Here is a 26,223-nt window from a genome sequence, read left to right as displayed (position 1 = left end):
CAAGGACGCCCTGAATGCCACAGATTACGCTGGAACACTCCACCCATTTCGACGCGACCGACTGGCGCGCCCTGGCGCTGGAGATTCATCGCCTCTGTGTCGAGATGATCGGCGCCGGCCTTCCCGCGTGCAAGACGCGCATCGTACGCTGCGACCGCCTGATCATCGCCGACGGAGACCCGGATCAAGCCATGGTCCACTGCGACCTACGCATTCTCAGCGGCCGCACCCAGGAGCAGAGAACCGCTCTGGGCGAAGCGGTGCTGGCGGCCCTGCTGGCCGGCGTCGCGCCCTACGACGGCCCCCGCCAGATCTCGGTCGAGGTCGGACAGGTGGAGCGCGACGACTATCGGAAGGCGACGCTCGAAAGCTGATGACTATCCCTCCCCTTTTCGTGGGGAGGGAGAAGCCACGCGCGCTTACGGGTGCGGTCGCCCAATCCCGTAGCGCGCAGCCCAGTACGGCAGGATGTCGTCATCCTGCAGGAAGCGCGCGCCGGTCTCTGCGCTGACCTGGGCGTCGGGCCAGTCGAACTCGCCGTCCAGCACCAACAGGGGGCAGCTCTGGTTCGCCTCCCCTACCTCGGCGATCACGCCCGAGCGCGGGCGCGGGTGATCCAGATGGGTCACCGTCAGATGCTCGCGCAGGCGCGGATACAGGCCCAATACGCCCTCGATCCGCGCGCCGGGCGGGCAGAACCACGGCCCGCCCTGATCGTCGAACCAGTCGGCGTTCAGAAGATAAAGACGATCCGCCATCAGAGCCTCAGCACCACGGTTTCCACGATCGGACGACGATCCCAGATCTGCTGGCTGGCCTTCTTCAGAGTCCGGCTGACGGCCTGTTCGATGACGGCTTCGTCCTCCAGCGCCTCGCCCTTCAGGCCGCGCACAGTGTTCTCGACGCGCTCGGCCATGTCGTCCAGCACATCGCCCAGCGGACGGTCGGCGTCGCCCGGCAGGCCGATGCCGCGCACGTCGATGTCGCTGGCGATGCGGCCGCGACGATCCAGGGCGAAGCTGACGATCAGGATGCCGTTGCTGGCGGCGTGCTTACGCTCGCGCAGGGCCTCGCCGGCCTCTTCCACCAGCATGCCTCCGTCGACGAACAGACGGCCCGAAGGCACTTCGTCGATGATGGCGGCGGGTCCGGGCGCTAGGCGCACCATGTCGCCGTTGCGCGGCGTCACCGTCTCGGGCACCTGCATGTCCTTGGCCAGATTGCCGTGCTCGATCAGGTGGCGGCGCATGCCGTGAGTCGGCACGGCGATCTGCGGTCGCGCCCACTGATACATCTGGCGCAGTTCGTCACGGCACGGGTGGCCCGAGACGTGGATGCCGGGGTGATCCTTCTCGGTGTAGATGCGGATTCCGCGCTCGGCCATCTTATCCTGCAGACGGCCGATGGACAGTTCGTTGCCGGGGATGACGCGCGACGAGAAGATGCAGTGATCCCCCTCGCCCAGCTTGATGAAGGGATGCGTCCCTTCGGCCACGCGAGACAGGGCCGCGCGCGCCTCGCCCTGGCTGCCGGTGCACAGGTACAGAATCTCGTCCGCCGGCCAGACCTTGGCCTCCTGTTCGGACAGGAAGGGCTTGATGTCGTTCAACATGCCGACCGACTTGGCGGCAGCGGTGATGCGGTGCATCGAGCGCCCGGCCAGAGCCACGCGACGCCCGGCGGCCTCAGCGGCGCTGATGACGCTATGCATCCGCGCGACGTTGGAGGCGAAGCAGCCCACGGCGACCCGGCCCTTCAGGCCCTGAATCAGCTCGGCCAGCTTGACCTTCACATCGCCCTCGGACCCGGCGACGCCGTCCACGAAGACGTTGGTGGAGTCGCACACCATGGCCAGGACGCCCTCGTCGCCCAGCTTCTGGATGAAGTCGACGTCGGTGCGCTCGCCCACGACCGGATCGTTGTCGATCTTCCAGTCGCCGGTATGCAGCACCGTGCCCAGCGGCGTCTTGATGGCAAGGCCGTTCGGTTCGGCGATCGAGTGGGTGATGGTGACGTAAGTCACCTCGAACGGGCCCAGGTTCACCGTCGAACCCAGCGGCGCCTCGTGCAGCTCGACATCTTCATAGATGCCGGCGTCGCGCAGCTTTTCGCGGATCAGGAAGGCGGTGAAGGGCGTGGCGTACAGCGGCGCCTGGATGCGCGGCCACAGCCAGCCCAGGGCGCCGATGTGATCCTCGTGCGCGTGCGTCAGCACGATGCCCAGGATGTTCTCACCTTCGAGGAAGGTCGGATCGGGCACGATGACGTCCACGCCGGGCGTGGACTGGTCGCCGAAGGTCACGCCGACATCGACGATGATCCATTTGCGGTCATGCGCCGGGCCGAAACCATAGGCGTTCAGGTTCATGCCGACCTCGTTCGAGCCGCCCAGCGGCAGGAAGACGAGTTCGTCGTTTTGAGTTTTCTTAGTCATGCGGCCTTACAGATGGGAGTTCCGCCGCCAGATTTCGAGTAGGCCGCGGATGGTCAGGTCCGGATCAAACCGGTCGATAGAGTCGGTTGCGCCCTCGAACAGGGAGGCGACGCCGCCGGTGCCGATGACCGTCATGGGCTTGCCCCACTCGGCCTTAATGCGGTCCACCAGCCCTTCGATCAGGGCGATATAGCCCCAGAAGACGCCCGATTGCATGGAGGTGACGGTGTCGCGCCCGATCACGGTGTCGGGGCGCTGGATAGCGATGCGCGGCAGCTTGGCCGCCGCCTCGTGCAGGGCCTGAAGCGACAGGTTGATGCCGGGCGCGATCAGCCCGCCTTCAAAGGCCCCCGCCCCCTGCCCGTTCGCGCCGGACACGACGTCGAAGGTCGTGGCCGTGCCGCTGTCGATCAGCAACAGGTCGCCCTCATAGACCTGAAGCGCGCCGATAGCGTTGACCAGACGGTCGGCCCCGGCCTCGCTGGGCTTATGGATGCGCACCTCGATGCCCAGTTCGACGTTCTCGCCGATCACCAGGGGTTCGACGTTCAGATAGCGCCGCGCCAGATTGCGCAGGTTGAAGATCGACTGCGGCACCACGCTGGAGATGATGCAGCCGTCCATGTCGGCCATGGTCTGGCCCTGGCCGCGCATCTCGAACAGCTGGTGCAGCCAGACGGCGTATTCGTCGGCCGTGCGCATGGGATCGGTGGCGGTGCGCCACTGGAAGATCCACTCTTCGCCATCGTGAACGGCGAACAGGGTGTTGGTGTTGCCTTGCTCGATCGCCAGCAGCATCAGGCGGCCTCTCCGAAGAAGACGTCGCCGGCGGAGATGACCCGCAGGCTTCCGTCCGGCAGTTTCAGGCGCAGGGCGCCGTCGGCCTCGACGCCGTCGGCGATCCCGCTCAGGGTCTCATGGCTCAGCCGCGCCGTGCAGGGGCCGAACAGGCCCGGCGTGCGCGCGACCCAGGCGTCCAGCACCGGCTGAAAGCCCAACTGCGTCCAGCGTTCCAGCCAGGCGTCAAAGGTTTCAGCCAGCGCCTTCGCCCCCTCCTCCATCAACGGCGCGGCGGCCACGTCGTGACGCAGATGCTCGGCGATGCAGGTGGTCGGGCGCTCGGTCCCTTCGGGCGCGTGGGACAGGTTCACGCCGATGCCGACAGCCAGCCACAGGCCGCCGGACGGCGCAGGACCGGATTCGATCAGGATGCCCGACGACTTGCGCCCATCCAGCAGGACATCATTGGGCCATTTGATGCTGACCAGCGCGGGCGGAACATAGCGGTCCAGCAGATCGGCCACCGCCAGCGCGGCGGCGAAAGTCAGCTGCGCCGCTTCGGCCGGAGATCGGTTCAGCGTCAGCAGCAGGGTCGTGGCCAGATTGCCGTCCCGGCTGTCCCAGGCGCGGCCGCGACGGCCCCGCCCGGCGGATTGACGCCGGGCCGCGATCCACAGCGGCCCGGCCTCGCCCGCCTCGGCGCGGCGACGCGCCTCGGCGTTGGTGGAGTCGGTCTCTTCGAGGATCAGGACCGGAGCCGCCAAGGCCCCTTATCCGATCCCGACGCCCGCGGCCGCCGCGCGCGTCAGCGGCTCCAGCCAGGTCAGGGCGATCAGCAGCACGGGGAAGCTGAAGGCCGCAGCCGCCCAGCCGATCCATTGCGCGCCGGCCGGCGCCTTGTCCGTCGTCACGTCGAACTCAGGCGTGTCGAACCAGATCACCTTGATGATGCGCAGGTAGTAGAAGGCCGCGACGACCGAGGCCACCAGACCCGCAGCGCCCGCCATCCAATAACCCGCATCGGCGGCGGCGCCGAAGACGTAGAACTTGCCCCAGAAGCCCGACATCGGCGGAATGCCGACAGCCGACAGCGACAGGATCGTCAGGGCGACGGCCGTCACCGGACGGTCCTTCTTCAGACCGGCCAGGTCGGCGATCTTGCGGATCGGACGGCCGTTACGGCTCAGCGACAGCAGGATGGCGAAGAAGCCGATCTGATCCACGACATACAGGGTCATGAACATCAGGGTCGCCTGAACGCCGACCTGGGTGCCCGCCGCCACGCCCAACAGGGCGTAGCCGATGTTGATAATGGACGAATAGGCCAGCAGGCGCTGGATGTCCTTCTGCATCAGGCCGCCGAAGGCGCCGACGGCGAAGCTGATCAGCGAGATCAGGATCAGCACCTGGGCCCACTGCGCATGGGCCAGGCCGAAGCCTTCGACCAGCACGCGGATGATCAGCACCATGGCCGCCACCTTGGGCGCGGTCGAGAACAGAGCCACGACCGGGGTCGGGGCGCCTTCGTAGACGTCGGGCGTCCACATGTGGAACGGCGCGGCCGAAACCTTGAACGCCAGACCGCAGATCAGGAAGACCAGGCCGAAGATCAGGCCCGGACCGGGGTTGGCGGTGGCGAAGGCGGCGATGTCCTCGAACCGCATCGAACCGGCGAAACCGTAGATCAGGCTGGCGCCGTACAGCAGCAGCCCCGACGACAGGGCGCCCAGGACGAAATACTTTAGGCCCGCTTCCGAGGCCTTCAGGTCGTCGCGGCGATAGGCGGCCAGGACGTAGAGGGCCAGGGAGTGCATCTCGATGCCGATGTAGAGCGAGATCAGATCGCCCGACGACGCCATCATGCCCATGCCGACCGAGGCCAGCACGATCAGGATCGGATATTCGAACTTGGCGATGTTGTTGCGGTGCATCCAGCCGTCGCCCAGCACCACGGCCACGGCGGCGGACAGGAAGATCACCGCCTTGCCGAAGACGGCCAGCGGATCGGCCACATAGGCCCCGTTGAAGGCGGACCCAAGCGGGCCGACGACGGCCAGAGCCGTCGCCGCCAGCAGCAGCAGCACCGACAGGCCCGAGACCAGGCGCGTCGACTTCTCGCCGGCGAAGGCGCCGAGCATGAGCAGCACCAGCCCGCCGACCGCAAGGGTCAGCTCCGGGGCGGCGAGTTGGAGAGCGGAGGACAGATCAGGCATTATGGTCTCACCCGCCGATCGCGGCGCGATAGGCGCTGGTCAGGGCTTCAACAGTCGGCCCGGTGTAGTCGAGAACGGCGTTGGGATAGAGGCCCAGCCAGATGGTGCCGACGATCAGGGGCACGAAGATCAACAGTTCGCGCTTGTCGATGTCGGTGATGTTTTCCAGCGCCGGATTGGTGATCGGGCCGTACATGACGTTGCGGAACAGCGTCAGCGCATAGACCGCCGAGAAGATCACGCCCGAGGCCGCGATCAGGGCCGCCCAGGTCGAGACCTGATAGGCGCCCGTCATCGTCAGCACTTCGCCGATGAAGCCCGAGGTGCCCGGCAGGCCGACGTTGGCCATGGTGAACATCAGGAAGATGGCCGCATACCAGGGCATCCGCGCCGTCAGGCCGCCGTAGAAGGCGATCTCACGGGTGTGCATCCGGTCATAGACCACGCCGACGCACAGGAAGAGCGCGCCCGAGATCAGGCCGTGGCTCAGCATCTGGAAGACGGCGCCCTGAATGCCCGTGTCGTTGCCCGCGAAGATGCCCATGGTCACGAAGCCCATGTGGGCGACCGACGAATAGGCGATCAGCTTCTTGATGTCCGTCTGACGGAAGGCGACCAGCGAGGTGTAGACCACGGCGATGACCGACAGCGTCAGCACCAGAGGCGTGAACATCTGCGACGCCAGCGGGAACATCGGGATATTGAACAGGATGAAGCCGTAGCCGCCCAGCTTCAGCAGGATGCCGGCCAGGATGACCGAACCCGCCGTGGGCGCCTGAACGTGGGCGTCTGGCAGCCAGGTGTGCACCGGCCACATCGGCATCTTCACCGCGAAGGAGGCGAAGAAGGCCAGCCACAGCAGAGGCTGCATCGCCGGGTCGAAGGCGTACTGCTTCAGTTCCGGAATGCTGGTGGTGCCGGTCGTGTGGGCCATCCACAGCATGGCCAGCAGCATCAGGACCGATCCCAGCAGGGTGTACAGGAAGAATTTGTACGCCGCGTAGATGCGGTTGGCGCCGCCCCAGATGCCGATGATCAGATACATCGGGACCAGGGTGCCTTCGAAGAAGATGTAGAAGAGGAACAGGTCCAGCGAGGTGAACACGCCGATGACCATGGTCTCCAGGATCAGGAAGGCGATCATGTATTCGACGACGCGCGTCTCGATCGACTTCCAGCTGGCCACGATGCAGATCGGCAGCAGGAAGGCCGTCAGCAGGACGAACAGGATCGAAATCCCGTCCACGCCCAGGTGATAGCCGGCGCCCGCGAACCAGGCGTAGTTCTCGACGAACTGATAGGCCGGGTTCGACGGATCGAACTGCGCGACCAGCACGACGGACACGACCAGCACCACCATTGTGGTGATAAGCGCGATCCAGCGGGCGGCCGGGGCCGCGGCGTCCTGACCGCCCTTGTTCAGCAGGCGCGCGACCAGGATCGCGGCCGCGCCGAGAAGCGGCAGGAAGGTGACGATGCTCAGAATGTGAGGCACGAGGCTCAGGCTCCCCACGTGAAGATGGCGAAGGCAAGGAACGCAGCCACGCCGATCAGCATCACGAATGCATAGAAGTAGACGAAACCGGACTGGAACCGGGACAACCAGCCGCCCGACTTCAGCGAAGCCCAGGCCGCGCCGTTCGGGCCCAGACCGTCGATGATCTTCACGTCGCCGATCTTCCAGAAGAAGTCGCCGATCGCCTTGGTCCCCTTCACGAAGACGGCGTCGTACAGCTCATCGAAGAACCACTTGTTGTAGAGGAAGGTCCACAGCGGGCCCTTGCGGTCGGCCATCTCCTTGGCCGCGCCTTCCTTCACGACATACAGCCAGTAGGCGATGGCCGTACCCAGCAGCGTCACGATCAGCGGCGCCCACTTCACCCAGGTCGGGACGTTGTGGCTTTCGTGCAGGACGTGGTTCTCAGCCCCGACGAAGATGGCGCCGCGCCAGAACTCAGCCTCATGATGGCCGATGAAGTGCGGAGCGAAGACCATGCCCGCGAACACCGCGCCGATCGACAGCACCAGCAGCGGCACGACCATGACCAGGGGGCTCTCATGCGGCTTCAACGGACCATGGTGATGGTCGTCGTGCGCATGATCGTCATGGGCATGATGATCGTCATGAGCGTGGGCGTCCGCATGGTGCGCGCCCTCCTCTTCCTTCCACACCGGCTTGTTGTGGAAGGTCATGAACACCAGACGCCACGAATAGTAGGCCGTCAGCAGGGCCGCCGAGATGCCGATGACGAAGGCGAACATGCCCGCGGCCGAGTGGCCGGTCGTCGCCGCCGCATAGGCGCTCTCGAGGATGGAGTCCTTGGAGTAGAAGCCGGCGAAGCCGCCGACGCCGGGCATGCCCAGGCCGGTGATGGCGATGGTGCCGATCATCATGGTCGCATAGGTGACGGGCAGCAGCTTCCACAGGCCGCCCATCTTCCGCATGTCCTGCTCGTGGTGCATGCCGTGGATCACCGAACCGGCGCCCAGGAACAGCAGGGCCTTGAAGAAGGCGTGCGTGAACAGGTGGAACATGGCGGGCTGATAGGCGCCGACGCCCGCCGCAAAGAACATGTAGCCCAGCTGCGAACAGGTCGAATAGGCGATCACCCGCTTGATGTCGTTCTGCATCATGCCGACGGTCGCGGCGAAGATGGCCGTGACGCCGCCGATGATGGCGATGAACTGCGACGCGACGGGCGCGTGCTCATACAGGGGCGACAGCAGGCAGACCATGTAGACGCCGGCCGTAACCATGGTGGCCGCGTGGATCAGGGCCGACACGGGCGTCGGGCCTTCCATCGCGTCCGGCAGCCAGGTGTGCAGGAAGAACTGCGCCGACTTGCCCATGGCGCCGATGAACAGCAGCAGACCGGCCAGATCCAGCGCCGACCAGGTGTGGCCCAGGAATTCCCAGCCCGTCCCGGCCTTGCCGGCGATCAGCGGGAACAGCTTGGCGAACTCGATCGTGCCGAACATCCAGAACACGGTCATCATGCCGAGCAGGAAGCCGAAGTCGCCGACGCGGTTGACCACGAAGGCCTTGATGGAGGCAGCGGTGGCCGAGGGCTTCTTGTACCAGAAACCGATCAGCAGATAGGACGCCAGGCCCACGCCTTCCCAGCCGAAGAACATCTGCAGGAAGTCGGCCGCCGTCACCAGCGCCAGCATCATGAAGGTGAACAGCGACAGATAAGCGAAGAAGCGAGGACGGCTGTCGTCCTCCTTCATGTAGCCCCAGGAATAGAGGTGAACCAGCGAGGACACCGAGGTCACCACGATCAGCATGACCGCCGACATGGCGTCAACGCGGATCGACCAGTTCGACTGGAACTCGCCGACATGGATGAACGGCGCCAGGTGCACGGTGAAGGCTTCCAGCCCGCCCCAGGTCCACTGGCTGAACACGATCCAGGAGACCGCGCACGAGAAGAACAGCAGGCCGGTGGTGACGGCCTGCGAGGCGACGTCGCCGATCCGGCGACCGAAGAAGCCGGCGATCATGGCCCCCAGCAGGGGGGCGAAGACGCCGAGAGTGACGAGAGTCTGGATAGTCACGGTTCCGATCAGCCCTTCATCACGGAGGCGTCGTCGACCGCGATGTCGCCGCGGTTACGGAAGAAGGTCACGAGAATGGCCAGGCCGACGGCGGCCTCGGCCGCGGCGACGGTCAGGACGAACATGGCCATCAGCTGACCCGACACGTCGTTCAGGTGCGTGGAGAAGGCCACGAAGTTGATGTTCACCGCGAGCAGGATCATCTCGACCGACATCAGGATGATGATGACGTTCTTGCGGTTCACGAAGATGCCGAAGACGCCGATGGTGAACAGCATGGCGGCGACCGCCAGATAATGCTGGAGCGAGATATCCATTACAGAAGCTCCTCGGGGGTGACGCCCTGGCCCGTGGTCACGGACTTGATCTCGACGGCCTTGGCGCGCTCGCGGTTGGCCTGAGCCGCCAGATCCTGGCGATGCACGCCCGGACGGTGGCGCAGGGTCAGGACGATGGCGCCGATCATGGCGATCAGCAGGACCACGCCCGCCGCCTGAAAGAAGTAGACGTAGTCCGTGTAGAGCACGCGGCCGATCGTCTCGATGTTGGTGACGTCAGGCCCGGCCGGAACCGGCGAAGTCGCGTCGCGGGCGGCCCCGCCCTGAACGACGGTGATCGACACCATGATCATCTCGGCCAGCAGCACGCCCGCCACGATGCCCGCCAGCGGCAGGTAGCGCGCGTATCCTTCGCGCAGCTTCACGAAGTCGACGTCCAGCATCATGACGACGAACAGGAACAGCACCGCCACGGCGCCGACGTAGACGACGACCAGCAGCATCGCCAGGAACTCGGCGCTCAGCAGAACGAACAGACCGGCCGCCGAGAAGAAGGTCAGGATCAGCCAGAGAACGGAGTGCACGGGATTGCGCGCGGTCACCACCAGCAGGGCGGAAACCACGGCGACCGTCGCCAGAAGATAGAAGGCCAGGCCTTGCAACATGTGCGGGACGACGCCCCTCTTCAAAACCAATGGCCCGAGGGGAAACCCCGGACCCTTCCAAAATCGGCCCCGGCCCGAAGGTCAGGGTCAGCGTGGCGGAATCGCCGCTCCGTTTAGCGATACGGAGCGTCGAGTTCCAGATTCTTCGCGATCAGACGCTCCCAGCGGTCGCCGTTGTCCAGCAGGCGCGCCTTGTCATAGAGCAGTTCTTCTCGGGTCTCGGTGGCGAACTCGCTGTTCGGCCCCTCGACGATGGCGTCCACCGGGCAGGCCTCCTGGCACAGGCCGCAGTAGATGCATTTGACCATGTCGATGTCGTAGCGCGTCGTGCGGCGGCTGCCGTCGGCGCGCGGTTCGGCCTCGATGGTGATGGCCTGGGCGGGGCAGATGGCCTCGCACAGCTTGCAGGCGATGCAGCGCTCTTCGCCGTTCGGATAGCGGCGCAGCGCATGTTCGCCACGGAAGCGCGGCGACTGCGGGTTGCGCTCGAACGGATAGTTCACCGTCGCCTTCGGCTTCATCATGTACTTCATCGACAGGCCGACGGCGCCGAACACGTCGGTCAGCATCGCGCCCTTGGCCGCCTGAACGATACGGGTCAGCATTACGATTTCACTCCGGCGCACTCGCGTTCATAGCGGGCGCTTTCCTTGTCGAGGGTCTGGCAAAGGCGCTGGCGTTCCGCCTCGCGCCGTTCGATTTCCTGCACCTTGCGCTCCCACTGATAGACCGACACCGGGTCGGCCTCATAGGGCGCGCAGGCCGACGCCAGCATGGGTGCGGCCAGGGCGAACATCAGGGCTGCGGCTTTCGTCTTCATCCGCCGATCCGGCGTTCGCAGCCGTCCCTGCTGAAGCGCGGATCGTCCCGCGACAGACGTTGGCAATAGGCGCGCTTGTCCGCCTCCTCTCCCCGCTCGCGGTCCAGCCGCTCGAGACGCGCGGACGCGGTCTCGGGCGCAGCCGGATCCATCGGCTTGAAAGTGCAGGCCGACAGGCCGGCGGCGAGCGCCAGCGCGATCAGGAATGTGGCGTAGCCGCCCATCAGCCGCCCACCGCGAACACGCGCCACGCCGCCACGAAGACCACGGCGACCAGCGAGGCCGGCAGGAAGATCTTCCAGCCCAGACGCATCAGCTGGTCATAGCGGTAGCGGGGCACGAAGGCCTTCACCAGGGCGATCATGAAGAACCAGAAGACCACCTTCATGGCGAAGACCGCCAGGTAGAACAGGTTGGCGACGAAGGCCGGGACGCTGTTTAGGAAGTCGGTCGGGAAGCCCGGATTCCACCCGCCGCAGAACAGCAGGGTGATCATGGCGCACATGAAGACGATGTTGGCGTATTCGCCGATCATGAACAGCAGGTAGGGGGTCGAGGAATATTCGACCTGATAACCGGCCACCAGCTCCGATTCCGCTTCGGGCAGGTCGAACGGCGGGCGGTTGGTCTCGGCCAGGGCCGAGATGAAGAAGACGATGGTCATCGGCAGCATGACGATGATCGTCGGCAGGGTCTCGAGGCCGCCGCCGAAGGCGTTCCAGTTCCAGATCCAACCCTGTTGCTGGGTCACGATCTCGGTCAGGTTCATCGTCCCCGCCAGCAGGATGACGTTGATGATGATGAGGCCCATCGAGACCTCATAGGACACCATCTGCGCCGCCGAACGCAGCGAGCCCAGGAACGGATACTTCGAGTTCGAAGCCCAGCCGCCCATGATGATGCCGTAGACGCCCAGCGAGCTGATCGCGAGGATGTACAGGATGCCGACGTTCAGGTCCGACACCACCCAGCCCGGCGCGAACGGGATCACCGCCCAGGCGATGAAGGCCAGGACGAAGCTGATCAGCGGGGCCAGGATGAAGACCACCTTGTCCGACCCGGCCGGGATGACGATCTCCTTCAGCACGAACTTGAAGAAGTCGGCGAAGGACTGCAGCAGGCCGAAGGGGCCGACCACGTTCGGACCCTTGCGCAGCTGAACGCCCGCCCAGATCTTGCGGTCGGCCAGCAGCAGGAAGGCCAGGGAGATCAGAATGCCGACCACGACCAGCAGGATCCCGCCCAGAGTGGCGAGGGTCCAGCCGACGGGGGTGGCCCAGAAGGAAGTCGCAGCGTCCATGTCTTACTCCGCCGCCAGGGCGACCGGCGCCGTCCGCTCAGCGGACAGTTGGGCCATGGTTTCACTGGCGCGCGCGATCGGGTTGGTCAGGTAGGGATCGGCGATGACGGAGACGAAGGCGACGTCGCCCAGGTCTCCCTTGGCGCCCAGCTTGGCGACGTCGAACGTCGCGGCGGGGGCCAGATAGTCGATGCGGCCGAAGGTCGGATGGTCGCCCATCAGCTTCGTACGCAGTTGCTCCAAGGTGTCGAACGGCAGCTTGCAGCCGACGCGCTCCGACAGGGCGCGGATGATGGCCCAGTCGTCCTTGGCCTCGCCCTTCGGGAAGACCACGCGCTCGGCCATCTGCACCCGGCCCTCGGTGTTGACGTACAGGCCCGACTTCTCGGTGTAGGCCGCGCCCGGCAGGATCACGTCCGCGCCGTGCGCGCCGCGGTCGCCGTGCGAACCCAGATAGACGCGGAAGGCGCCCGACGCATCGGCGTTCACCTCATCGGCGCCCAGCAGGAACAGAACGTCCAGCGCGCCCGGCTTCAGCATGCCGGCCACGTCCAGACCGCCCTCGCCCGGCAGGAAGCCCATGTCCAGACCGCCGACGCGCGCGGCGGCGCTGTGCAGGACGTTGAAGCCGTTCCAGCCGTCCTTGACGACGCCGACCTTCTTGGCCAGCGCGCCCAGGGCGTTCAGCACGGCCGGACCCGTTTCGCCCGTCAGGGCGCCCGCGCCGACGATGATCGCCGGACGTTCAGCCTTGGTCAGGAAGTCGGTCGCGGCCTTGGGCAGCTTGCCCAGGGTCTTCGAACCGGCGCCCAGCCAGGCGTAGTCATAGGTCAGGTCGGCTTGCGGGCCGATGACGCCGACTTCGACGCCGCCCTTCAGCCAGGTCTTGCGGATGCGCGCGTTCAACAGCGGCGCTTCCGTGCGCGGGTTGGCGCCGACGATCAGGATGGCGTCAGCGTTTTCAATGCCTTGTAGGCCGGAGTTGAACAGCCAGCCCTCGCGAGCCTCGCCGCCCAGCGCCGCGCCGTCCTGACGGCAGTCGGTGTTGGCCGAGCCCAGGGCGCGGAACAGGTCCAGCGTCGCCTTCATCGACTCGGCGTCCTGAAGGTCGCCTGCGATGGCGCCGATGCGGTCGGCCGGGGCCGCCTTCAGCTTGTCCGCCACGACCGACAGGGCCTCGTCCCAAGACGCCGGACGCAGCTTGCCGTTCTCACGCACCCACGGGCGGTCCAGGCGACGCGCCTGCAGGCCGTCGACGGCGTAGCGGCTCTTGTCCGACAGCCACTCCTCGTTGATGCCCTCATTCACGCGCGGCAGGACGCGCATGACCTCGGCGCCGCGCGAGTCGGCGCGGATGTTCGAGCCGAGCGCGTCCATCACGTCGATGGTCTCGGTCTTCTTCAGCTCCCACGGGCGGTAGTGATACTGCCACGGGCGGTGCGTCAGGGCGCCCACCGGGCACAGGTCGTTGACGTTGCCCGACAGTTCGCTGTCGATGTTCTTTTCCAGATAGGTCGTGATCTCGGCGCTTTCGCCGCGCGAGATCATGCCGATGTCCGGAACGCCCGCCACTTCGGTGATGAAGCGAACGCAACGCGTGCACTGGATGCAGCGCGTCATGAACGTCTTGACCGTCGGGCCCATGTTCTTTTCTTCGACCGCGCGCTTGTTCTCGCCGTAGCGCGAACCGTCGCGGCCGTAGCCGACGGCCTGATCCTGCAGGTCGCACTCGCCGCCTTGGTCGCAGATCGGGCAGTCCAGCGGGTGGTTGATGAGCAGGAACTCCATCACCCCTTCGCGGGCCTTCTTCACCATCGGCGTGTCGGTGAAGATTTCCTGGCCGTCGGCGGCCGGCAGCGCGCACGAAGCCTGCGGCTTCGGCGGTCCAGGCTTCACCTCGACCAGGCACATGCGGCAATTGCCGGCGATGGACAGACGCTCATGGTAGCAGAACCGCGGGATTTCCTGCCCGGCGCGCTCGGCGACCTGCAGCACGGTCATGCCCGGTTCGAACTCGACTTCAACGCCGTTGACCTTGGCGATAGGCATTACGATTACTCCGCCGCGATCGCGTGGCCGGCGAAGTTCGCGCGGCGGCTGCGGTAGGTGTGGATGCGCTCTTCAATCTCGTGACGGAAGTGCCGGATCAGGCCCTGAACGGGCCAGGCGGCGGCGTCGCCGAGGGCGCAGATGGTGTGACCTTCGACCTGACCGGCCACGTCGAGCAGCAGGTCGATCTCGGACGGATCGGCGTCGCCGATCGCCATACGCTCCAGCACGCGCCACATCCAGCCGGTGCCTTCACGGCACGGCGTGCACTGGCCGCAGCTCTCGTGCTTGAAGAAGTAGCTGATGCGGGCGATCGCCTTCACGATGTCGGTGGACTGATCCATGACCGTGACGCCGGCGGTGCCTAGCGACGAGCGCATTTCGCGCATTGAGTCGAAGTCCATCAGCGCGACTTCAGCCTGTTCGCGCGTGATGACCGGGCAGGACGCGCCGCCCGGAATGATGGCTTTCAGGTTTTCCCAGCCGCCGCGCACGCCGCCGCCGTGATCCTCGATCAACTGGCGCAGCGGGATCGACATGGCCTCTTCGACCACGCAGGGCGTGTTCACGTGGCCCGACAGCGACATCAGCTTGGTGCCGGTGTTGTTCGGGCGACCGAAGCCGGCGAACCAGTCCGCGCCGCGACGCAGGATGGTGCCGACCACGGCGATCGATTCCACGTTGTTCACGGTCGTCGGGCAGCCATAGAGGCCGGCGCCCGCCGGGAACGGCGGCTTCAGACGCGGCTGGCCCTTCTTGCCTTCCAGGCTTTCCAGCAGGGCCGTCTCTTCGCCGCAGATATAGGCCCCGGCGCCGTGGTGGATATAGACGTGGAAGTCCCAGCCGTGGACGTTGTCGTCGCCGATCAGCTTGGCCTCATAGGCCTGCTTGACGGCGGCTTCCATGCGCTCGCGCTCAAGGATGTATTCGCCGCGCAGGTAGATGTAGCAGGCGTGGGCCTGCATGGCGAAGGAGGCGATCAGGGCGCCTTCGATCAGCAGTTGCGGATCATGACGCATGATCTCGCGGTCTTTACACGTCGCGGGCTCGGACTCGTCGGCGTTGATGACCAGGTAGTGAGGGCGGTCCTTCACTTCCTTGGGCATGAAGGACCACTTCAGGCCGGTGGAGAAACCGGCGCCGCCGCGTCCGCGCAGCCCCGAGTTCTTGACGTTGGCGATGATCCAATCGCGGCCAAGGTCCAGCATGTCCTTGGTGGCGTTCCACGCGCCGCGCTTCTTCGCACCCTCAAGGCCCCAGTCGTGGAAGCCATAGAGGTTGGTGAAGATCCGATCCTTGTCTTGGAGGATGCCGACCATGATCCCTTAAAGTCCTTCCGCCATGCGGCGTTTATGATGGCGGGTGCGCTGGAAGACGGCGTAGATCACCAGCACCCATCCGACGGCCAACAGGCCATAGGCCGCCATCACCGCGTTGTCTGTCAGGCCGAAACGGCCTTCACGTGCGAACAAAACCAATGCGGCCGCAACCACGATACAGGCCAGCCCCGCCCACCGCGGGCGCCAGCCGACGCGACGCAGCTCGGCCCGATAGGCCGCCCTGCCCGCTTCTGTCTCGAGATTCGGCCGCCCCATCAGACCGGCGCCTTTTCAGCGACGGGCTCCGAGTTCGGCAGCTTCTTGATCTTCTTGGCGGCCGAGCCGTCATACAGCGCCGGGTCGGTCAGCGTCCGCGCGCCGCCCTGCGGCTCGGACGTGTGACGGCCGACATAGCTGCCCGGCTTGGGCGTCTTGCCCGCGGCGAAGTCGTCGATGATCTGAGCCATGTTTTCAGGCGTCAGGTCTTCGTAATAGAGGTCGTTGATCTGAGCCACCGGCGCGTTCGAGCAGGCGCCGATGCACTCGATCTCCTGCCAGGTGAAGCGGCCGTCGGCGGACAGCTCGTCCTTGGGACCGATCTTCTCGCGGCAGACGCGCATCAGATCGTTGGAGCCGCGCAGCATGCACTGCGTGGTGCCGCACACCTGGATCAGCGCGGCCGTGCCGACCGGCGTCAGCTGGAACATGGTGTAGAAGGTCGCGACCTCCAGCACCCGGATATAGGCCATGCCCAGCAGCTCGCCGACAGCGCGCAGCGACGGCTCGGACACCCAGCCTTCCTGCTTCTGGACCAGCCACAGGATCGGGATCACGGCCGACTGGCGACGCGATTCCGGGTATTTCTTGATCCACCACTGAGCCTTGTCCATCGTCTCCTTCGAAAACTCGAAAGAGGCTGGTTGCTCCTTGGCCAGACGACGAACGCTCATCGGTCCACTTCTCCGAACACCATGTCGAGCGAGCCGAGGATGGCGGACACGTCCGCCAGCATGTGGCCGCGGTTCATCCAGTCCATCGCCTGCAGGTGACGGAAGCCGGGGGCCGACAGCTTGACGCGGTAGGGTTTGTTGGTGCCGTCCGACACCAGATAGACGCCGAACTCGCCCTTGGGCGCTTCGACGGCCGCATAGACCTCGCCTTCCGGCGTCTTGAAGCCCTCGGTGTAGAGCTTGAAGTGGTGGATCAGCGCTTCCATCGAACGCTTCATCTCACCGCGACGCGGCGGCGTGACCTTGTGGTCTTCCGACAAGACCGGCTCGCCGGGGCAGTTGCGCAGCTTGTGGATGCACTGCTCCATGATGCGCACCGACTGGCGCATCTCTTCGACGCGGACAAGGTAGCGGTCCCAGCAGTCGCCGTTCTTGCCGACGGCGATGTCGAATTCCATGTCGGCGTAGCAGTCGTACGGCTGGGCCTTGCGCAGATCCCAGGCGATGTCCGAGCCGCGCAGCATGACGCCCGAGAAGCCCCACGCCAGGGCGTTCTCCTTGGACACCACGCCGATGTCGACGTTGCGCTGCTTGAAGATGCGGTTTTCGGTGACCAGGCTTTCGATGTCCGCCAGCTTGGCCGGGAACTCGGCGCACCAGCGGCCGATGTCGTCGATCAGCTCAGGCGTCAGATCCTGGTGGACGCCGCCCGGGCGGAAGTAGTTGGCGTGCAGACGCGCGCCGCAGGCCCGCTCGTAGAAGACCATCAGCTTCTCGCGCTCTTCGTGGCCCCACAGCGGCGGGGTCAGGGCGCCCACGTCCATGGCCTGCATGGTCGCGTTCAGAAGGTGGTTCAGGATGCGGCCCATCTCCGAGTACAGAACCCGGATCAGCTGGCCGCGATACGGCACGTCCAGACCCAGCAACCGCTCGATGGCCAGGCAGAAGGCGTGCTCCTGGTTCATCGGCGAGACGTAATCCAGCCGGTCCAGGTAGGGGATGTTCTGGAGGTAGGTGCGCGCCTCCATCAGCTTCTCGGTGCCGCGGTGCAGCAGGCCGATATGCGGATCGACGCGTGTGACCAGTTCGCCGTCCAGTTCCAGCACCAGGCGCAGCACGCCGTGCGCGGCCGGGTGCTGCGGGCCGAAGTTGATGGTGAACTTGCGGTCGTCCATCGCCCGCGCGTGCGGGGTCAGGCCGTCTTCATAGTCCTCGAACGGGTCGATGGCGGCGCCCAGCGGCGCGGGCATGTTCTTGACGTCGGCCATTACTGCGCTCCCGCCTTTTCATCGCCCGGCAGGACGGTCGGATAGTCGGCGCCTTCCCACGGAGACAGGAAGTCGAAGTTGCGGAATTCCTGCGTCAGCTTCACCGGCTCATAGACGATGCGCTTCTGCTCTTCGTCGTAGCGGACCTCGACATAGCCCGTCATCGGGAAGTCCTTGCGCAGCGGGTGCCCCTGGAAGCCGTAGTCGGTCAGGATGCGGCGCATGTCCGGGTGATCCGAGAAGATCATGCCGTACATGTCGAAGGCTTCACGCTCGAACCAGCCGGCCGACGGATAGACCGACGATACGCTGGGGACCGGCTTGATCTCATCGGTCGACACCTTGACGCGAACGCGCGCGGCGCGCGTCAGCGACAGCAGGTGATAGACGACCTCGAACCGCTCGGCGCGGTCGGGGTAGTCGGCGCCGCAGACGTCCATGCACTGCTGGAAGCCGAACTGATCGCGCAGGGCCGTCATGACCTCGACGATCTTCTCGCGCTGGGCGATCAGGGTCAGTTCGCCATAGGCGACCACAGCCTCGACGCCCAGCGCCGCGACCATTTCCGTGCCCAGGGGCGTCAGGGCGGATTCGCGCTCCGCAACGCGCACCAGTTCGCTCATCGCTCGATGGTCCCCGTGCGGCGGATCTTCTTCTGCAACTGCAGGATGCCGTACAGCAGGGCCTCGGCGGTCGGCGGGCAGCCCGGAACGTAAACGTCCACCGGCACCACGCGATCGCAGCCGCGCACGACGCTGTAGCTGTAGTGATAGTAACCGCCGCCGTTGGCGCAGCTGCCCATCGAGATGACGTAGCGCGGGTCCGGCATCTGGTCGTAGACCTTGCGCAGGGCCGGAGCCATCTTGTTGGTCAACGTCCCGGCGACGATCATCAGGTCCGACTGGCGCGGCGAACCGCGCGGCGCGGTGCCGAAACGCTCCAGGTCGAAGCGCGGCATCGACAGGTGGATCATCTCGACGGCGCAGCAGGCCAGACCGAACGACATCCACATCAGCGAGCCCGTGCGCGCCCAGGTGATGACATCGTCCAGCGAGGTCGTCAGGAAGCCGCGCTCGCCCAGCTCCGTATTGACGGACTCAAAGAACTTGTCGTGGATCTTGGGATCATAGCCCTCGACGGTCGAACGCGCAGCCGAGCCGGCGGGGACCAGAGGACTGGAGGGGGCGATCACTGCCATTCCAGGGCTCCCTTCTTCCATTCGTAGATGAAGCCGACCGTCAGGACGCCCAGGAAGACCATCATCGACCAGAAGGCGAAGACCATGCCGCCGTGCGACAGGTCGAACATCGACACAGCCCACGGGAACAGGAAGGCGATTTCCAAGTCGAAGATGATGAAGAGGATCGACACCAGATAGAACCGCACGTCGAACTTCATGCGCGCGTCGTCAAAGGCGTTGAAGCCGCACTCATAAGCCGAGAGCTTCTCGGTGTCGGGGTTCTTGGGGGCCAGCACCCAGGCCGCCAGCATGAAGCCGGCGCCGAGCACGATGGCGATGCCCAGGAAAACGACGATCGGAAGATATTCTAGAAGAAATTCGTTCATTCGAGCTGCCTCGCCCGCCGGGAGGTAGGGGGCGGATTCGGGGCTTCTTAGACCCAACCTCGCCAGGGTTCAAACCCATGTCGGCAAAGGTTTTTTGTTGCGAACGGTTCGCAGTTTTTTGGGCGATTTGCCGCAGGCCGCGTGATTGCCTCTTATGCCGTTGATCCGCGAAATGCGTCATCGCCTTCAACACAGCCGAGAGCTTGCGCATGAACCTGGCCGCCCGCCTGCTGAACTCAATCGAACGCATCGGCAATCGGCTGCCAGATCCTGTTTTCCTATTCCTATGGCTGATCCTGGGCTTAGTGGCCTTGAGCCTGGTCGGCGCGGGCCTGGGCTGGTCCGCGGTCAATCCGGTGACGGGCGAGGTGCTTCAGGCGCAAAGCCTGCTGTCGCCCGCCAATCTGGAGCGGCTGTTCATCGGCATGCCGCGCACCCTAGCCGACTTTCCGCCGCTGGGGATCGTCATCACCATCATCTACGGCGCCTCGGTGGCCGAACGGACGGGCCTGTTCTCCACGGCGATCCGAGGCGCGCTGCTGAACGCGCCGCGCTTCATCCTGACGCCGATCGTGGTGATCACCGGCATGGTGTCGCACCACGCCTCGGACGCCTCCTATGTCGTGGTGATTCCGCTGGCCGCCGTCATCTTCGCCGCAGCGGGCCGTCACCCGCTGGCCGGTCTGGCCGCCGGCTTCGCCGCCGTCTCGGGCGGCTATGCAGGCAATCTGTTCCCCGGCGCCAGCGACGCCCTGATCCTGGGCATCACCGAGCCCGCCGCCCACCTGATCGATCCGTCCTACGCCGTCAGCATCGCCGGCAACTGGTTCTTCATCGTCGGGGTGGTGATCGTCTTCACTCCCATCGTCTGGTTCCTGACCGACCGGGTGATCGAGCCGCGTCTGGGCCCCTGGCTTCCGCATAGCGCCGCCCCGGTCGCCGCCGAGGAGAAGACGCCTCTCACCGCTGCCGAAAAACGCGGCCTGGCCTGGGCGGGCCTGACCATCCTGGCCATGATCGCCGTCTGGACGGTCGTGACCTTCCTGCCCGGCTCGCCCTTCGTCGACGCCGACGCCGAGCCGGAGCAGCGCTTCAATCCCCTGTACCGCTCTCTGGTCGCCTTCTTCGCCCTGACCTTCTTCATGGCGGGCGCGGCCTTCGGCGCAGGCTCAGGCTCGATCAAGACCCACCACGATCTGGTTCGCATGATGCGCGAGGGGATCAGCCAACTGGCCCCCTATATCGTCCTGGCCTTCTTCGCCGCTCACTTCGTCGCCATGTTCAACTGGTCGGGCCTGGGGCCGATCCTGGCGGTCAACGCGGCGGCCTCCCTGCGCGAACTGGCCCTGCCCACGCCGCTGCTGTTGATCGTGGTGGTGCTGGTGTCCTGCATCTTCGACCTGTTCATCGGTTCGGCCTCGGCCAAGTGGTCGGCCCTGGCGCCCATCGTGGTGCCCATGTTCATGCTTTTGGGCATCAGCCCCGAGATGACGACCGCCGCCTATCGCATGGGTGATTCCGTCACCAATATCGCCACGCCGCTGATGAGCTACTTCCCGCTGATCCTGACCTTCGCCCAGCGCTGGGATCCGAAATTCGGTCTGGGCTCGCTGATGGCGACCATGCTGCCCTACGCCGGCGCCTTCCTGATCGCAGGCCTGATCATGGTGGCGTCCTGGGTGGCGCTGGATCTGCCGCTGGGGCCGGGCGTGGGCGTGCACTATGAACCGCCGCCGCCCGCCACGGCCTCGCAACTGCCCGCAGACGGCGGAATCGCCGGTCCCGTAGCCCCGCCGCAGGCCGCCGCAGCCCCCTCGGCGAGATGATTTGATTTATCCACAGCCGCGTCGCTTGACGTGCGGCGCGGCCCCGCCTAAACGACGCCCCTCGCCGCGGCGCACAGCGCTTCGGATGGGAACGCGGGTGTAGCTCAGTTGGTTAGAGTGCCGGCCTGTCACGCCGGAGGTCGCGGGTTCGAGCCCCGTCACTCGCGCCACTCCTCTCAGGGATCTGAGGGAGTGGCGCACCGCCCTTCCCTCTCCCCTCTCAGAAAATCGAGATTGATCGCAGACGCAGCTTTCGCGCGTCTGTTCCGCCATGTCCGGCCTCAAGCCCTCGGGACGAGCCCGAGGGCGACCACAGCAGACGGTTAGTTGATCGGCAGCGCCTCTTGCGGCGTGACGAACTCGGCCTTCCCGGTCAGTTCGCCGTAAAGCATGGTCAGATCCTCGAACACGCGGTTCCAGGCGAACTGCTCGACCGCCTTGACCCGCGCCGCCTGGCCCAGAGCCTCCACGTCGCGCGCGAACAAGGCTTCGATGGCCTCGGCGTAATCGACCGGATCAGCCGAGGCGGCCAGTTGTCCCACGCTCTCGTCCACCGTCTCGGCGACGCCGCCCGCATTGACGCCGACCACGGCCCGGCCGCAGGCCATGGCCTCCAGCACGATCAGGCCGAACGGCTCCTTGTCGTTGGCGTGCACGAAGGCGTCGCAGCTGGCGATGATGCGGGCCACGGCGCGCGGATCCTTCTCATACGGCAAGGAGATGACCCGATCCTCGGGCGGCATCCCCGCCCCCGCGCCGACCAGCACCAGATGATAGGGAGCGCCCAGCCGCTGCACCGCGTCGATCAGGACGCCGACGTTCTTTTCCTTGGCCGGACGCCCGGCGAAGCACAACAGGCGGGCGTCGGCGCCCAGTCCCAGCCGTTTCAACAGCCAGTCGCGATCCCGGCGATCCGGGTGGAAGGCGTCGACCTCGACGCCCAGCGGACGAATCGCAATGCCGCCCACGCCCGCCTCTTCCAGACGCTGAGCGATGAATCGGCTGGGCGAGACGACCCGATCGAATTGCGAGAACAGCTTGGCCCAGCGCTTCTCGACCGGCTTCTTGGCCCATTCGCCGAAATGCAGCGCCGCCAGCGCAGCCGGATCCGAGTGGCAGAATCCGACGACCGGACAGCCGACCCTCTGACCCGCCTCCAGCGCGCCCTGGCCCGGCGTATAGGGATCGCCCGCCTCGATCAGCGTAGGGTTGAGCGACGACACCCAGGCGCCCCAGCGGCGCACGGAACTGGGCCAACGATAGCCGTCGCCGAACGGCAGCTTGGGCGCATGAAGACGGACGACGCCGTCCGGCTCCGCCTTATACCCCGCGCCCGGCACGACAAGATTGTGCGCCACGCCCGGCCGATTGGCCTCCAGCCAGGCCTTCTTCGACAGCAGATAGCGCTTCACCCCGCCGGAGCGCGGCGCGAACAGCATGGTGGTGTCGACCATGCGGGGGCGGGAATCAGCAGCGGCCGCCTTCATCGCTCGCAAGGTGTCGGCCACCTCTTCATCCAGGCCGGGGAACAGCCTCAGTTCGCTTTCCTGGACGTCGATATGGCTCGCGCTCATGCGGTGGACCTTCTGCCTGTCGTTCTTCACGTTAACGCTAAAGCTCCGGCTTTGGATGCGACGGGCCCGGTTAATCTTCACCGTGCTTTTCGGCCCCTACCGCTTGCAACCGTCACGCTCAAGAGGCCGCTGCTTTCCAGTCGCCCGCCGCCGCTTTTCATCTGCCGTTCAGGTTGATCTCCCTACGGCCGGTCTTGCATTCGCCTCAAATTCGAGAAACTTGGGGCGTGCGGGCGTGGACCCTGATAGGAGGGTCGCCTTCAATCCTTGCGCGTGCGACCACGAGGGGTTTCTTACGAATGCGTATCTTGCTCGCGAGCGCTGTTGCGATCGCTCCCCTGCTGGTCGCTTCCGGCGTTCAGGCTGAACAGGTCATCTCCAACGGGCGGACGACGCCCATCAGCACTGCGACCGCCAACAACGGCGCTCCCGACGACGTTCGGCTCGCCAACGGCGGTTCGATCACCGTGACCTCGGGCGCCGCCGTGACGCTGAATTCCAGCAATGACGTGAAGCTGGACGCCGGGTCCAAGATCGACATGCTCAAGGCCGCCGACGGCGCTACGGGCGTCCTGGTCAACGGCGGCAACACCGGCGACGTCACCATCGGCGGCGCCATCAACATCACGGACTCCATCGAGGAGTATAAGGACGACGACAAGGACGGCGACCTGGACGGCCCGTTCGCCGACGGCACGAATCGTCACGGCGTCCGCGTCACGGGCTCGGGCCCGCTGGTCGGAAACATCCGCATCGAATCGTCCGGTTCGATCAAGGTCGAGGGCAACAATTCGTCGGGCCTGACCGTCGAGGCCCCGCTGACCGGCAACCTCTTCAGCCAGGGCCAGATCAGCGTCGTCGGCAATGACACCTACGGCATCCATACGACCGGCGACGTCACGGGCGACGTCACCCTCCTGGGCAGCGTCGCCGCCGTCGGCGAAAACGCGGTCGGCGTCGCCATCGACGGCGCCGTCGACGGCGCGGTCAAGATTCAAGGGGCCGTCACCAGCACCGGCTATCGCTACACCACGGCGCCCCCATCTAAGCCGACCACGGGCCAACCCCGTGAAGGCGCGACCTATCTCGAGAACCTGGACGCCGACGACCTGCTGCAAGGCGGCCCGGCTGTCCGCATCGCAGGCGATGTCGCCAAGGGCGTTCTGTTCGACACCGCCCCGTCCTATGGGGCCGGCGGAATCGAGGGAGACGACGACGGCGACGGCGTCAAGAACGGCGACGAAGACGACGACGGCGACGGCAAGAAGAACCGCGAGGACGACGACCGCGACGGCGACGGCATTCCAGACGCTCAGGAAACGACGGCCTCCATCCGCTCCTTCGGCGGCGCGCCGGCGTTGCTGGTCGGCTCGGCCGACAAGGCCATCACACTGGGCGCGGTCGGAACCGGCGACAACGCCTATGGGCTGATCAACCGCGGCGCCATCGAGGCCGCCGGCGTTTACAAGAACGTCGACGCCGCCGCCGTTCAGATCGGCGGCACGGGCCAGACGGTCAGCGTGGCCGGCGGCCTGAAGAACCAGGGCACGATCACCGCCACGGCGAACACCGGCGACAGCACCGGCGTGCTGGTCGGCGCGGGCGCGACGGTTCCCAGCATCGTCAACTCCGGCACGATTCAGAGCGTCTCGGCGGGTTCCGAGCCCAATGTGGCCGCGGGCGTGCTGATCACTCAAGGCGCCAACGTCTCTTCGCTCAGCAACTCCGGCACCCTGTCGGCGGGCGTGAACGGCTCCAAGAGCGACGCCGTCGCCGTGCGCGATGAATCAGGCACGCTGACTTCGATCAACAACACCGGTAGGATTCTGGCGGTCGCCAACCCTGAAAAGGACGTGGCTCAGACCGGGTCGGCCATCGCCGTGGACGTCAGCGCCAACAGCACCGGCGTCACCCTGGTGCAGGAAGGCGTGGTCATTCCTGACCACAAGCTGCCGGACGCCGACAAGGACGGCGTGCCCGACGCCAATGAACCCGCCATCCGCGGCGACATCCGCCTGGGTTCGGGCGCCGATGTGCTGGACATCCGCAACGGCACGGTGACCGGCGACATCTCCTTCGGAACCGGCGCCGACCGCCTGTCCATCAGCGGCGGCGCCGTGGTGACCGGCAAGCTGTCCAACGGCGACGGCCAACTGGACATCGACGTCTCCAAGGGCACTCTGGATGCGCGCCACACGGGGCAGCTTCAGGTCAGCGACCTGAACGTCGGCGCCGAGGGCAATCTGATCGTCACCCTGGACCCCGCCAACAACGCCAACGGCGGCTTCAAGGTCAGCGGCAGCGCCGACCTGGCCGACGGCGCGGGTCTGGGCGTTCGCTTCAACTCCCTGATCCAGGATCCGACGTCCTTCACCATCATCGAGGCGGGCGACCTGAACGTCGGCGCCATCGACCAGGACGCGCTTCAGTCCAACTCGCCGTACGCCTTCGTGGTCAAGGCCAACGTCGACGACGCCGCCGGCAAGCTGACGGTCGACGCCCGTCGCCGCACGGCGGAAGAAGCCGGCATGATCAAGGCCGAGGCCGCCGCCTATGACGTGCTCTACGCCGGCCTGGCCGACAATGAGCTGATCCGCGCGGCCATGCTGAACCAGACCGACCGCGACGGCTTCTTCAACATCTATCAGCAGCTGCTGCCTGACCACTCGGGCGGTCCGCTGCTGTCGCTGGCCAGCGGCGTCGACGCCGTGACCCGCGCCCTGACCGGCCGCAACGCCGCCGCGACGCCGGGCGAAACCAGCGCCTGGGTGCAGGAGATCAACTTCTACGCCGACAAGGACAAGACCGACACCTACGGCTTCCGTTCGGAAGGCTTCGGCCTGGCGGGCGGCGTCGAGCGCGGCACCGACATGGGCGCCTTCGGCCTGACGGCGGCCTTCACCTCGTCGGATCTGGAAGACCCCGAAGCGGCGGCTGAAGAAGTCCTGTCGGCCAACCTGCTGGAGCTGGGCCTCTACTGGCGCGCTCAAGGCCAGTACTGGACGACCTGGGCGCGCGCGGCCGGCGGCTACGCCTCCTTCAGCGCCACGCGCAAACTGGTCGCCGACGGCATCAATCTGAAGAACGAGTCCGACTGGCACGGCCTGACCTTGGCCGCCGCCGGGGGCGCGTCGTACGAGCGTCACTTCGGCCGCCTGAACATCCGCCCCGAGGCCTATGTCGAATACTTCTCGCTGAGCGAGGACGCTCGTACCGAAAAGGGCGGCGGCGACGGCTTCGATCTGAAGATCGACGAACGCGACGGCCACATCTTCTCGGGCGTGGCTGCGGTGAACATCGGCTACGGCTTCGGCAAGGACGGCTGGATCCGCCCCGAGGTCCGTCTGGGCTGGCGTCAGAACTTCTCGGTCGACGCCGGGACCACCATCGCCCGCCTGGCTTCGGGCGGCGACGCCTTCACCCTGACGCCCGCCAGCATCGAGGGCGGCGGTCCGATCCTGGGCTTCCGTCTGAACGTCGGCAACGATCTGGGCATGCTGGCCATCACCGGCGACGCCGAACTGCTGGAAGACTACGTCCGCTACACCCTGCTGCTGCGGGCCAGCTTCAAGTTCTGACTTTTCTTCGGAACGCGAATGAAAAAGGGCCGCCGGATTCGTTCC

At 66.0% G+C, this 26,223-nt stretch carries 25 protein-coding genes and 1 tRNA gene; 4 read left to right on the top strand and 22 right to left on the bottom strand.

Annotated features, from left to right (window positions below; all coding sequences use genetic code 11):
* Nucleotides 1–14 precede the first annotated feature (14 nt).
* Nucleotides 15–374 (top strand): 5-carboxymethyl-2-hydroxymuconate Delta-isomerase, encoded by a 360-nt coding sequence (locus ACU5AP_RS07150; RefSeq protein WP_088411536.1) that lies wholly within the window; start codon nt 15–17, stop codon nt 372–374.
* Between the two features lie 45 nt (nt 375–419).
* On the opposite strand, the gene ACU5AP_RS07145 is transcribed toward ACU5AP_RS07150, so the two are convergent.
* From ACU5AP_RS07145 to ACU5AP_RS07045, 21 genes are all read right to left on the bottom strand, one after another.
* Nucleotides 420–758 carry a DUF3088 family protein gene (locus tag ACU5AP_RS07145; RefSeq protein ID WP_313427991.1) on the bottom strand — a complete coding sequence of 113 codons (339 nt, stop codon included), beginning with the start codon at nt 756–758 and terminating at the stop codon, nt 420–422.
* Complete coding sequence (locus ACU5AP_RS07140; protein ID WP_128719918.1) at nt 758–2,434, bottom strand: ribonuclease J; 1,677 nt, start codon at nt 2,432–2,434, stop codon at nt 758–760. Before ACU5AP_RS07140 ends, ACU5AP_RS07145 begins: the two co-directional genes overlap by 1 nt.
* Nucleotides 2,435–2,440: 6 nt before the next feature.
* Entirely contained in the window at nt 2,441–3,235 is a 795-nt protein-coding gene (locus ACU5AP_RS07135) for a type III pantothenate kinase (protein WP_040345174.1), read from the bottom strand.
* Nucleotides 3,232–3,978 carry a biotin--[acetyl-CoA-carboxylase] ligase gene (locus tag ACU5AP_RS07130; protein WP_128719917.1) on the bottom strand — a complete coding sequence of 249 codons (747 nt, stop codon included), beginning with the start codon at nt 3,976–3,978 and terminating at the stop codon, nt 3,232–3,234. Before ACU5AP_RS07130 ends, ACU5AP_RS07135 begins: the two co-directional genes overlap by 4 nt.
* Before the next feature lie 6 nt (nt 3,979–3,984).
* Complete coding sequence (nuoN, locus tag ACU5AP_RS07125; protein WP_046653599.1) at nt 3,985–5,427, bottom strand: NADH-quinone oxidoreductase subunit NuoN; 1,443 nt, start codon at nt 5,425–5,427, stop codon at nt 3,985–3,987.
* A gap of 7 nt (nt 5,428–5,434) precedes the next feature.
* Nucleotides 5,435–6,922 (bottom strand): NADH-quinone oxidoreductase subunit M, encoded by a 1,488-nt coding sequence (locus tag ACU5AP_RS07120; RefSeq protein WP_446680997.1) that lies wholly within the window; start codon nt 6,920–6,922, stop codon nt 5,435–5,437.
* Nucleotides 6,923–6,927: 5 nt separating this feature from the next.
* Entirely contained in the window at nt 6,928–8,979 is a 2,052-nt protein-coding gene (gene nuoL, locus ACU5AP_RS07115) for an NADH-quinone oxidoreductase subunit L (protein ID WP_446681023.1), read from the bottom strand.
* A gap of 14 nt (nt 8,980–8,993) precedes the next feature.
* A complete protein-coding gene (gene nuoK, locus ACU5AP_RS07110; RefSeq protein WP_003164596.1) occupies nt 8,994–9,302 on the bottom strand; it encodes an NADH-quinone oxidoreductase subunit NuoK in 309 nt (102 codons plus the stop codon).
* The gene (locus ACU5AP_RS07105) at nt 9,302–9,928 is read right to left on the bottom strand and encodes an NADH-quinone oxidoreductase subunit J (RefSeq protein ID WP_040345165.1); all 627 of its coding nucleotides are present in this window, start codon (nt 9,926–9,928) and stop codon (nt 9,302–9,304) included. The genes nuoK and ACU5AP_RS07105 overlap by 1 nt, the downstream gene beginning before the upstream one ends.
* A gap of 113 nt (nt 9,929–10,041) precedes the next feature.
* Nucleotides 10,042–10,533 carry an NADH-quinone oxidoreductase subunit NuoI gene (nuoI, locus tag ACU5AP_RS07100; protein ID WP_040345161.1) on the bottom strand — a complete coding sequence of 164 codons (492 nt, stop codon included), beginning with the start codon at nt 10,531–10,533 and terminating at the stop codon, nt 10,042–10,044.
* Entirely contained in the window at nt 10,533–10,748 is a 216-nt protein-coding gene (locus ACU5AP_RS07095; protein ID WP_040345160.1) for a hypothetical protein, read from the bottom strand. Before ACU5AP_RS07095 ends, nuoI begins: the two co-directional genes overlap by 1 nt.
* Entirely contained in the window at nt 10,745–10,972 is a 228-nt protein-coding gene (locus ACU5AP_RS07090) for a hypothetical protein (protein ID WP_046653601.1), read from the bottom strand. Before ACU5AP_RS07090 ends, ACU5AP_RS07095 begins: the two co-directional genes overlap by 4 nt.
* Nucleotides 10,972–12,048: an NADH-quinone oxidoreductase subunit NuoH gene (nuoH, locus tag ACU5AP_RS07085; protein ID WP_138141526.1), complete on the bottom strand. Its 1,077-nt coding sequence runs from the start codon at nt 12,046–12,048 to the stop codon at nt 10,972–10,974. Before nuoH ends, ACU5AP_RS07090 begins: the two co-directional genes overlap by 1 nt.
* A 3-nt stretch (nt 12,049–12,051) precedes the next feature.
* On the bottom strand, nt 12,052–14,097 hold the full coding sequence (gene nuoG, locus ACU5AP_RS07080; protein WP_088411529.1) for an NADH-quinone oxidoreductase subunit NuoG: 2,046 nt from the start codon (nt 14,095–14,097) through the stop codon (nt 12,052–12,054).
* A gap of 5 nt (nt 14,098–14,102) precedes the next feature.
* Nucleotides 14,103–15,416 carry an NADH-quinone oxidoreductase subunit NuoF gene (gene nuoF, locus ACU5AP_RS07075; protein ID WP_003164591.1) on the bottom strand — a complete coding sequence of 438 codons (1,314 nt, stop codon included), beginning with the start codon at nt 15,414–15,416 and terminating at the stop codon, nt 14,103–14,105.
* Between the two features lie 6 nt (nt 15,417–15,422).
* Nucleotides 15,423–15,692 carry a hypothetical protein gene (locus ACU5AP_RS07070; RefSeq protein WP_040345153.1) on the bottom strand — a complete coding sequence of 90 codons (270 nt, stop codon included), beginning with the start codon at nt 15,690–15,692 and terminating at the stop codon, nt 15,423–15,425.
* Nucleotides 15,692–16,366 (bottom strand): NADH-quinone oxidoreductase subunit NuoE, encoded by a 675-nt coding sequence (nuoE, locus tag ACU5AP_RS07065; RefSeq protein ID WP_040345150.1) that lies wholly within the window; start codon nt 16,364–16,366, stop codon nt 15,692–15,694. The genes ACU5AP_RS07070 and nuoE overlap by 1 nt, the downstream gene beginning before the upstream one ends.
* Nucleotides 16,363–17,616, bottom strand: coding sequence for an NADH-quinone oxidoreductase subunit D (locus ACU5AP_RS07060; protein WP_040346605.1), 1,254 nt, complete (start codon nt 17,614–17,616; stop codon nt 16,363–16,365). Before ACU5AP_RS07060 ends, nuoE begins: the two co-directional genes overlap by 4 nt.
* Nucleotides 17,617–17,633: 17 nt before the next feature.
* The gene (locus tag ACU5AP_RS07055; protein WP_128719912.1) at nt 17,634–18,257 is read right to left on the bottom strand and encodes an NADH-quinone oxidoreductase subunit C; all 624 of its coding nucleotides are present in this window, start codon (nt 18,255–18,257) and stop codon (nt 17,634–17,636) included.
* The gene (locus ACU5AP_RS07050) at nt 18,254–18,853 is read right to left on the bottom strand and encodes a NuoB/complex I 20 kDa subunit family protein (protein ID WP_087141646.1); all 600 of its coding nucleotides are present in this window, start codon (nt 18,851–18,853) and stop codon (nt 18,254–18,256) included. Before ACU5AP_RS07050 ends, ACU5AP_RS07055 begins: the two co-directional genes overlap by 4 nt.
* Entirely contained in the window at nt 18,823–19,200 is a 378-nt protein-coding gene (locus ACU5AP_RS07045; RefSeq protein WP_003164585.1) for an NADH-quinone oxidoreductase subunit A, read from the bottom strand. The genes ACU5AP_RS07050 and ACU5AP_RS07045 overlap by 31 nt, the downstream gene beginning before the upstream one ends.
* Before the next feature lie 209 nt (nt 19,201–19,409).
* Between ACU5AP_RS07045 and ACU5AP_RS07040 the strand changes: the two genes are divergently transcribed.
* Together ACU5AP_RS07040 and ACU5AP_RS07035 are read left to right on the top strand one after the other, a co-directional pair.
* Nucleotides 19,410–21,026, top strand: coding sequence for an AbgT family transporter (locus ACU5AP_RS07040; protein WP_088411525.1), 1,617 nt, complete (start codon nt 19,410–19,412; stop codon nt 21,024–21,026).
* A gap of 93 nt (nt 21,027–21,119) precedes the next feature.
* Nucleotides 21,120–21,196: transfer RNA gene (locus ACU5AP_RS07035), tRNA-Asp, on the top strand.
* A 153-nt stretch (nt 21,197–21,349) separates the two neighbouring features.
* Here ACU5AP_RS07035 and ACU5AP_RS07030 read toward each other — a convergent pair.
* Complete coding sequence (locus ACU5AP_RS07030; RefSeq protein ID WP_128719911.1) at nt 21,350–22,600, bottom strand: glycosyltransferase; 1,251 nt, start codon at nt 22,598–22,600, stop codon at nt 21,350–21,352.
* Between the two features lie 299 nt (nt 22,601–22,899).
* On the opposite strand from ACU5AP_RS07030, the gene ACU5AP_RS07025 reads away from it, so the two are divergent.
* Nucleotides 22,900–26,178 (top strand): autotransporter outer membrane beta-barrel domain-containing protein, encoded by a 3,279-nt coding sequence (locus tag ACU5AP_RS07025; RefSeq protein WP_446680996.1) that lies wholly within the window; start codon nt 22,900–22,902, stop codon nt 26,176–26,178.
* Nucleotides 26,179–26,223 lie beyond the last annotated feature (45 nt).

Source organism: Brevundimonas sp. RM1 (assembly GCF_052907225.1).
This window is presented reverse-complemented; position numbering and strand designations above follow the sequence as displayed.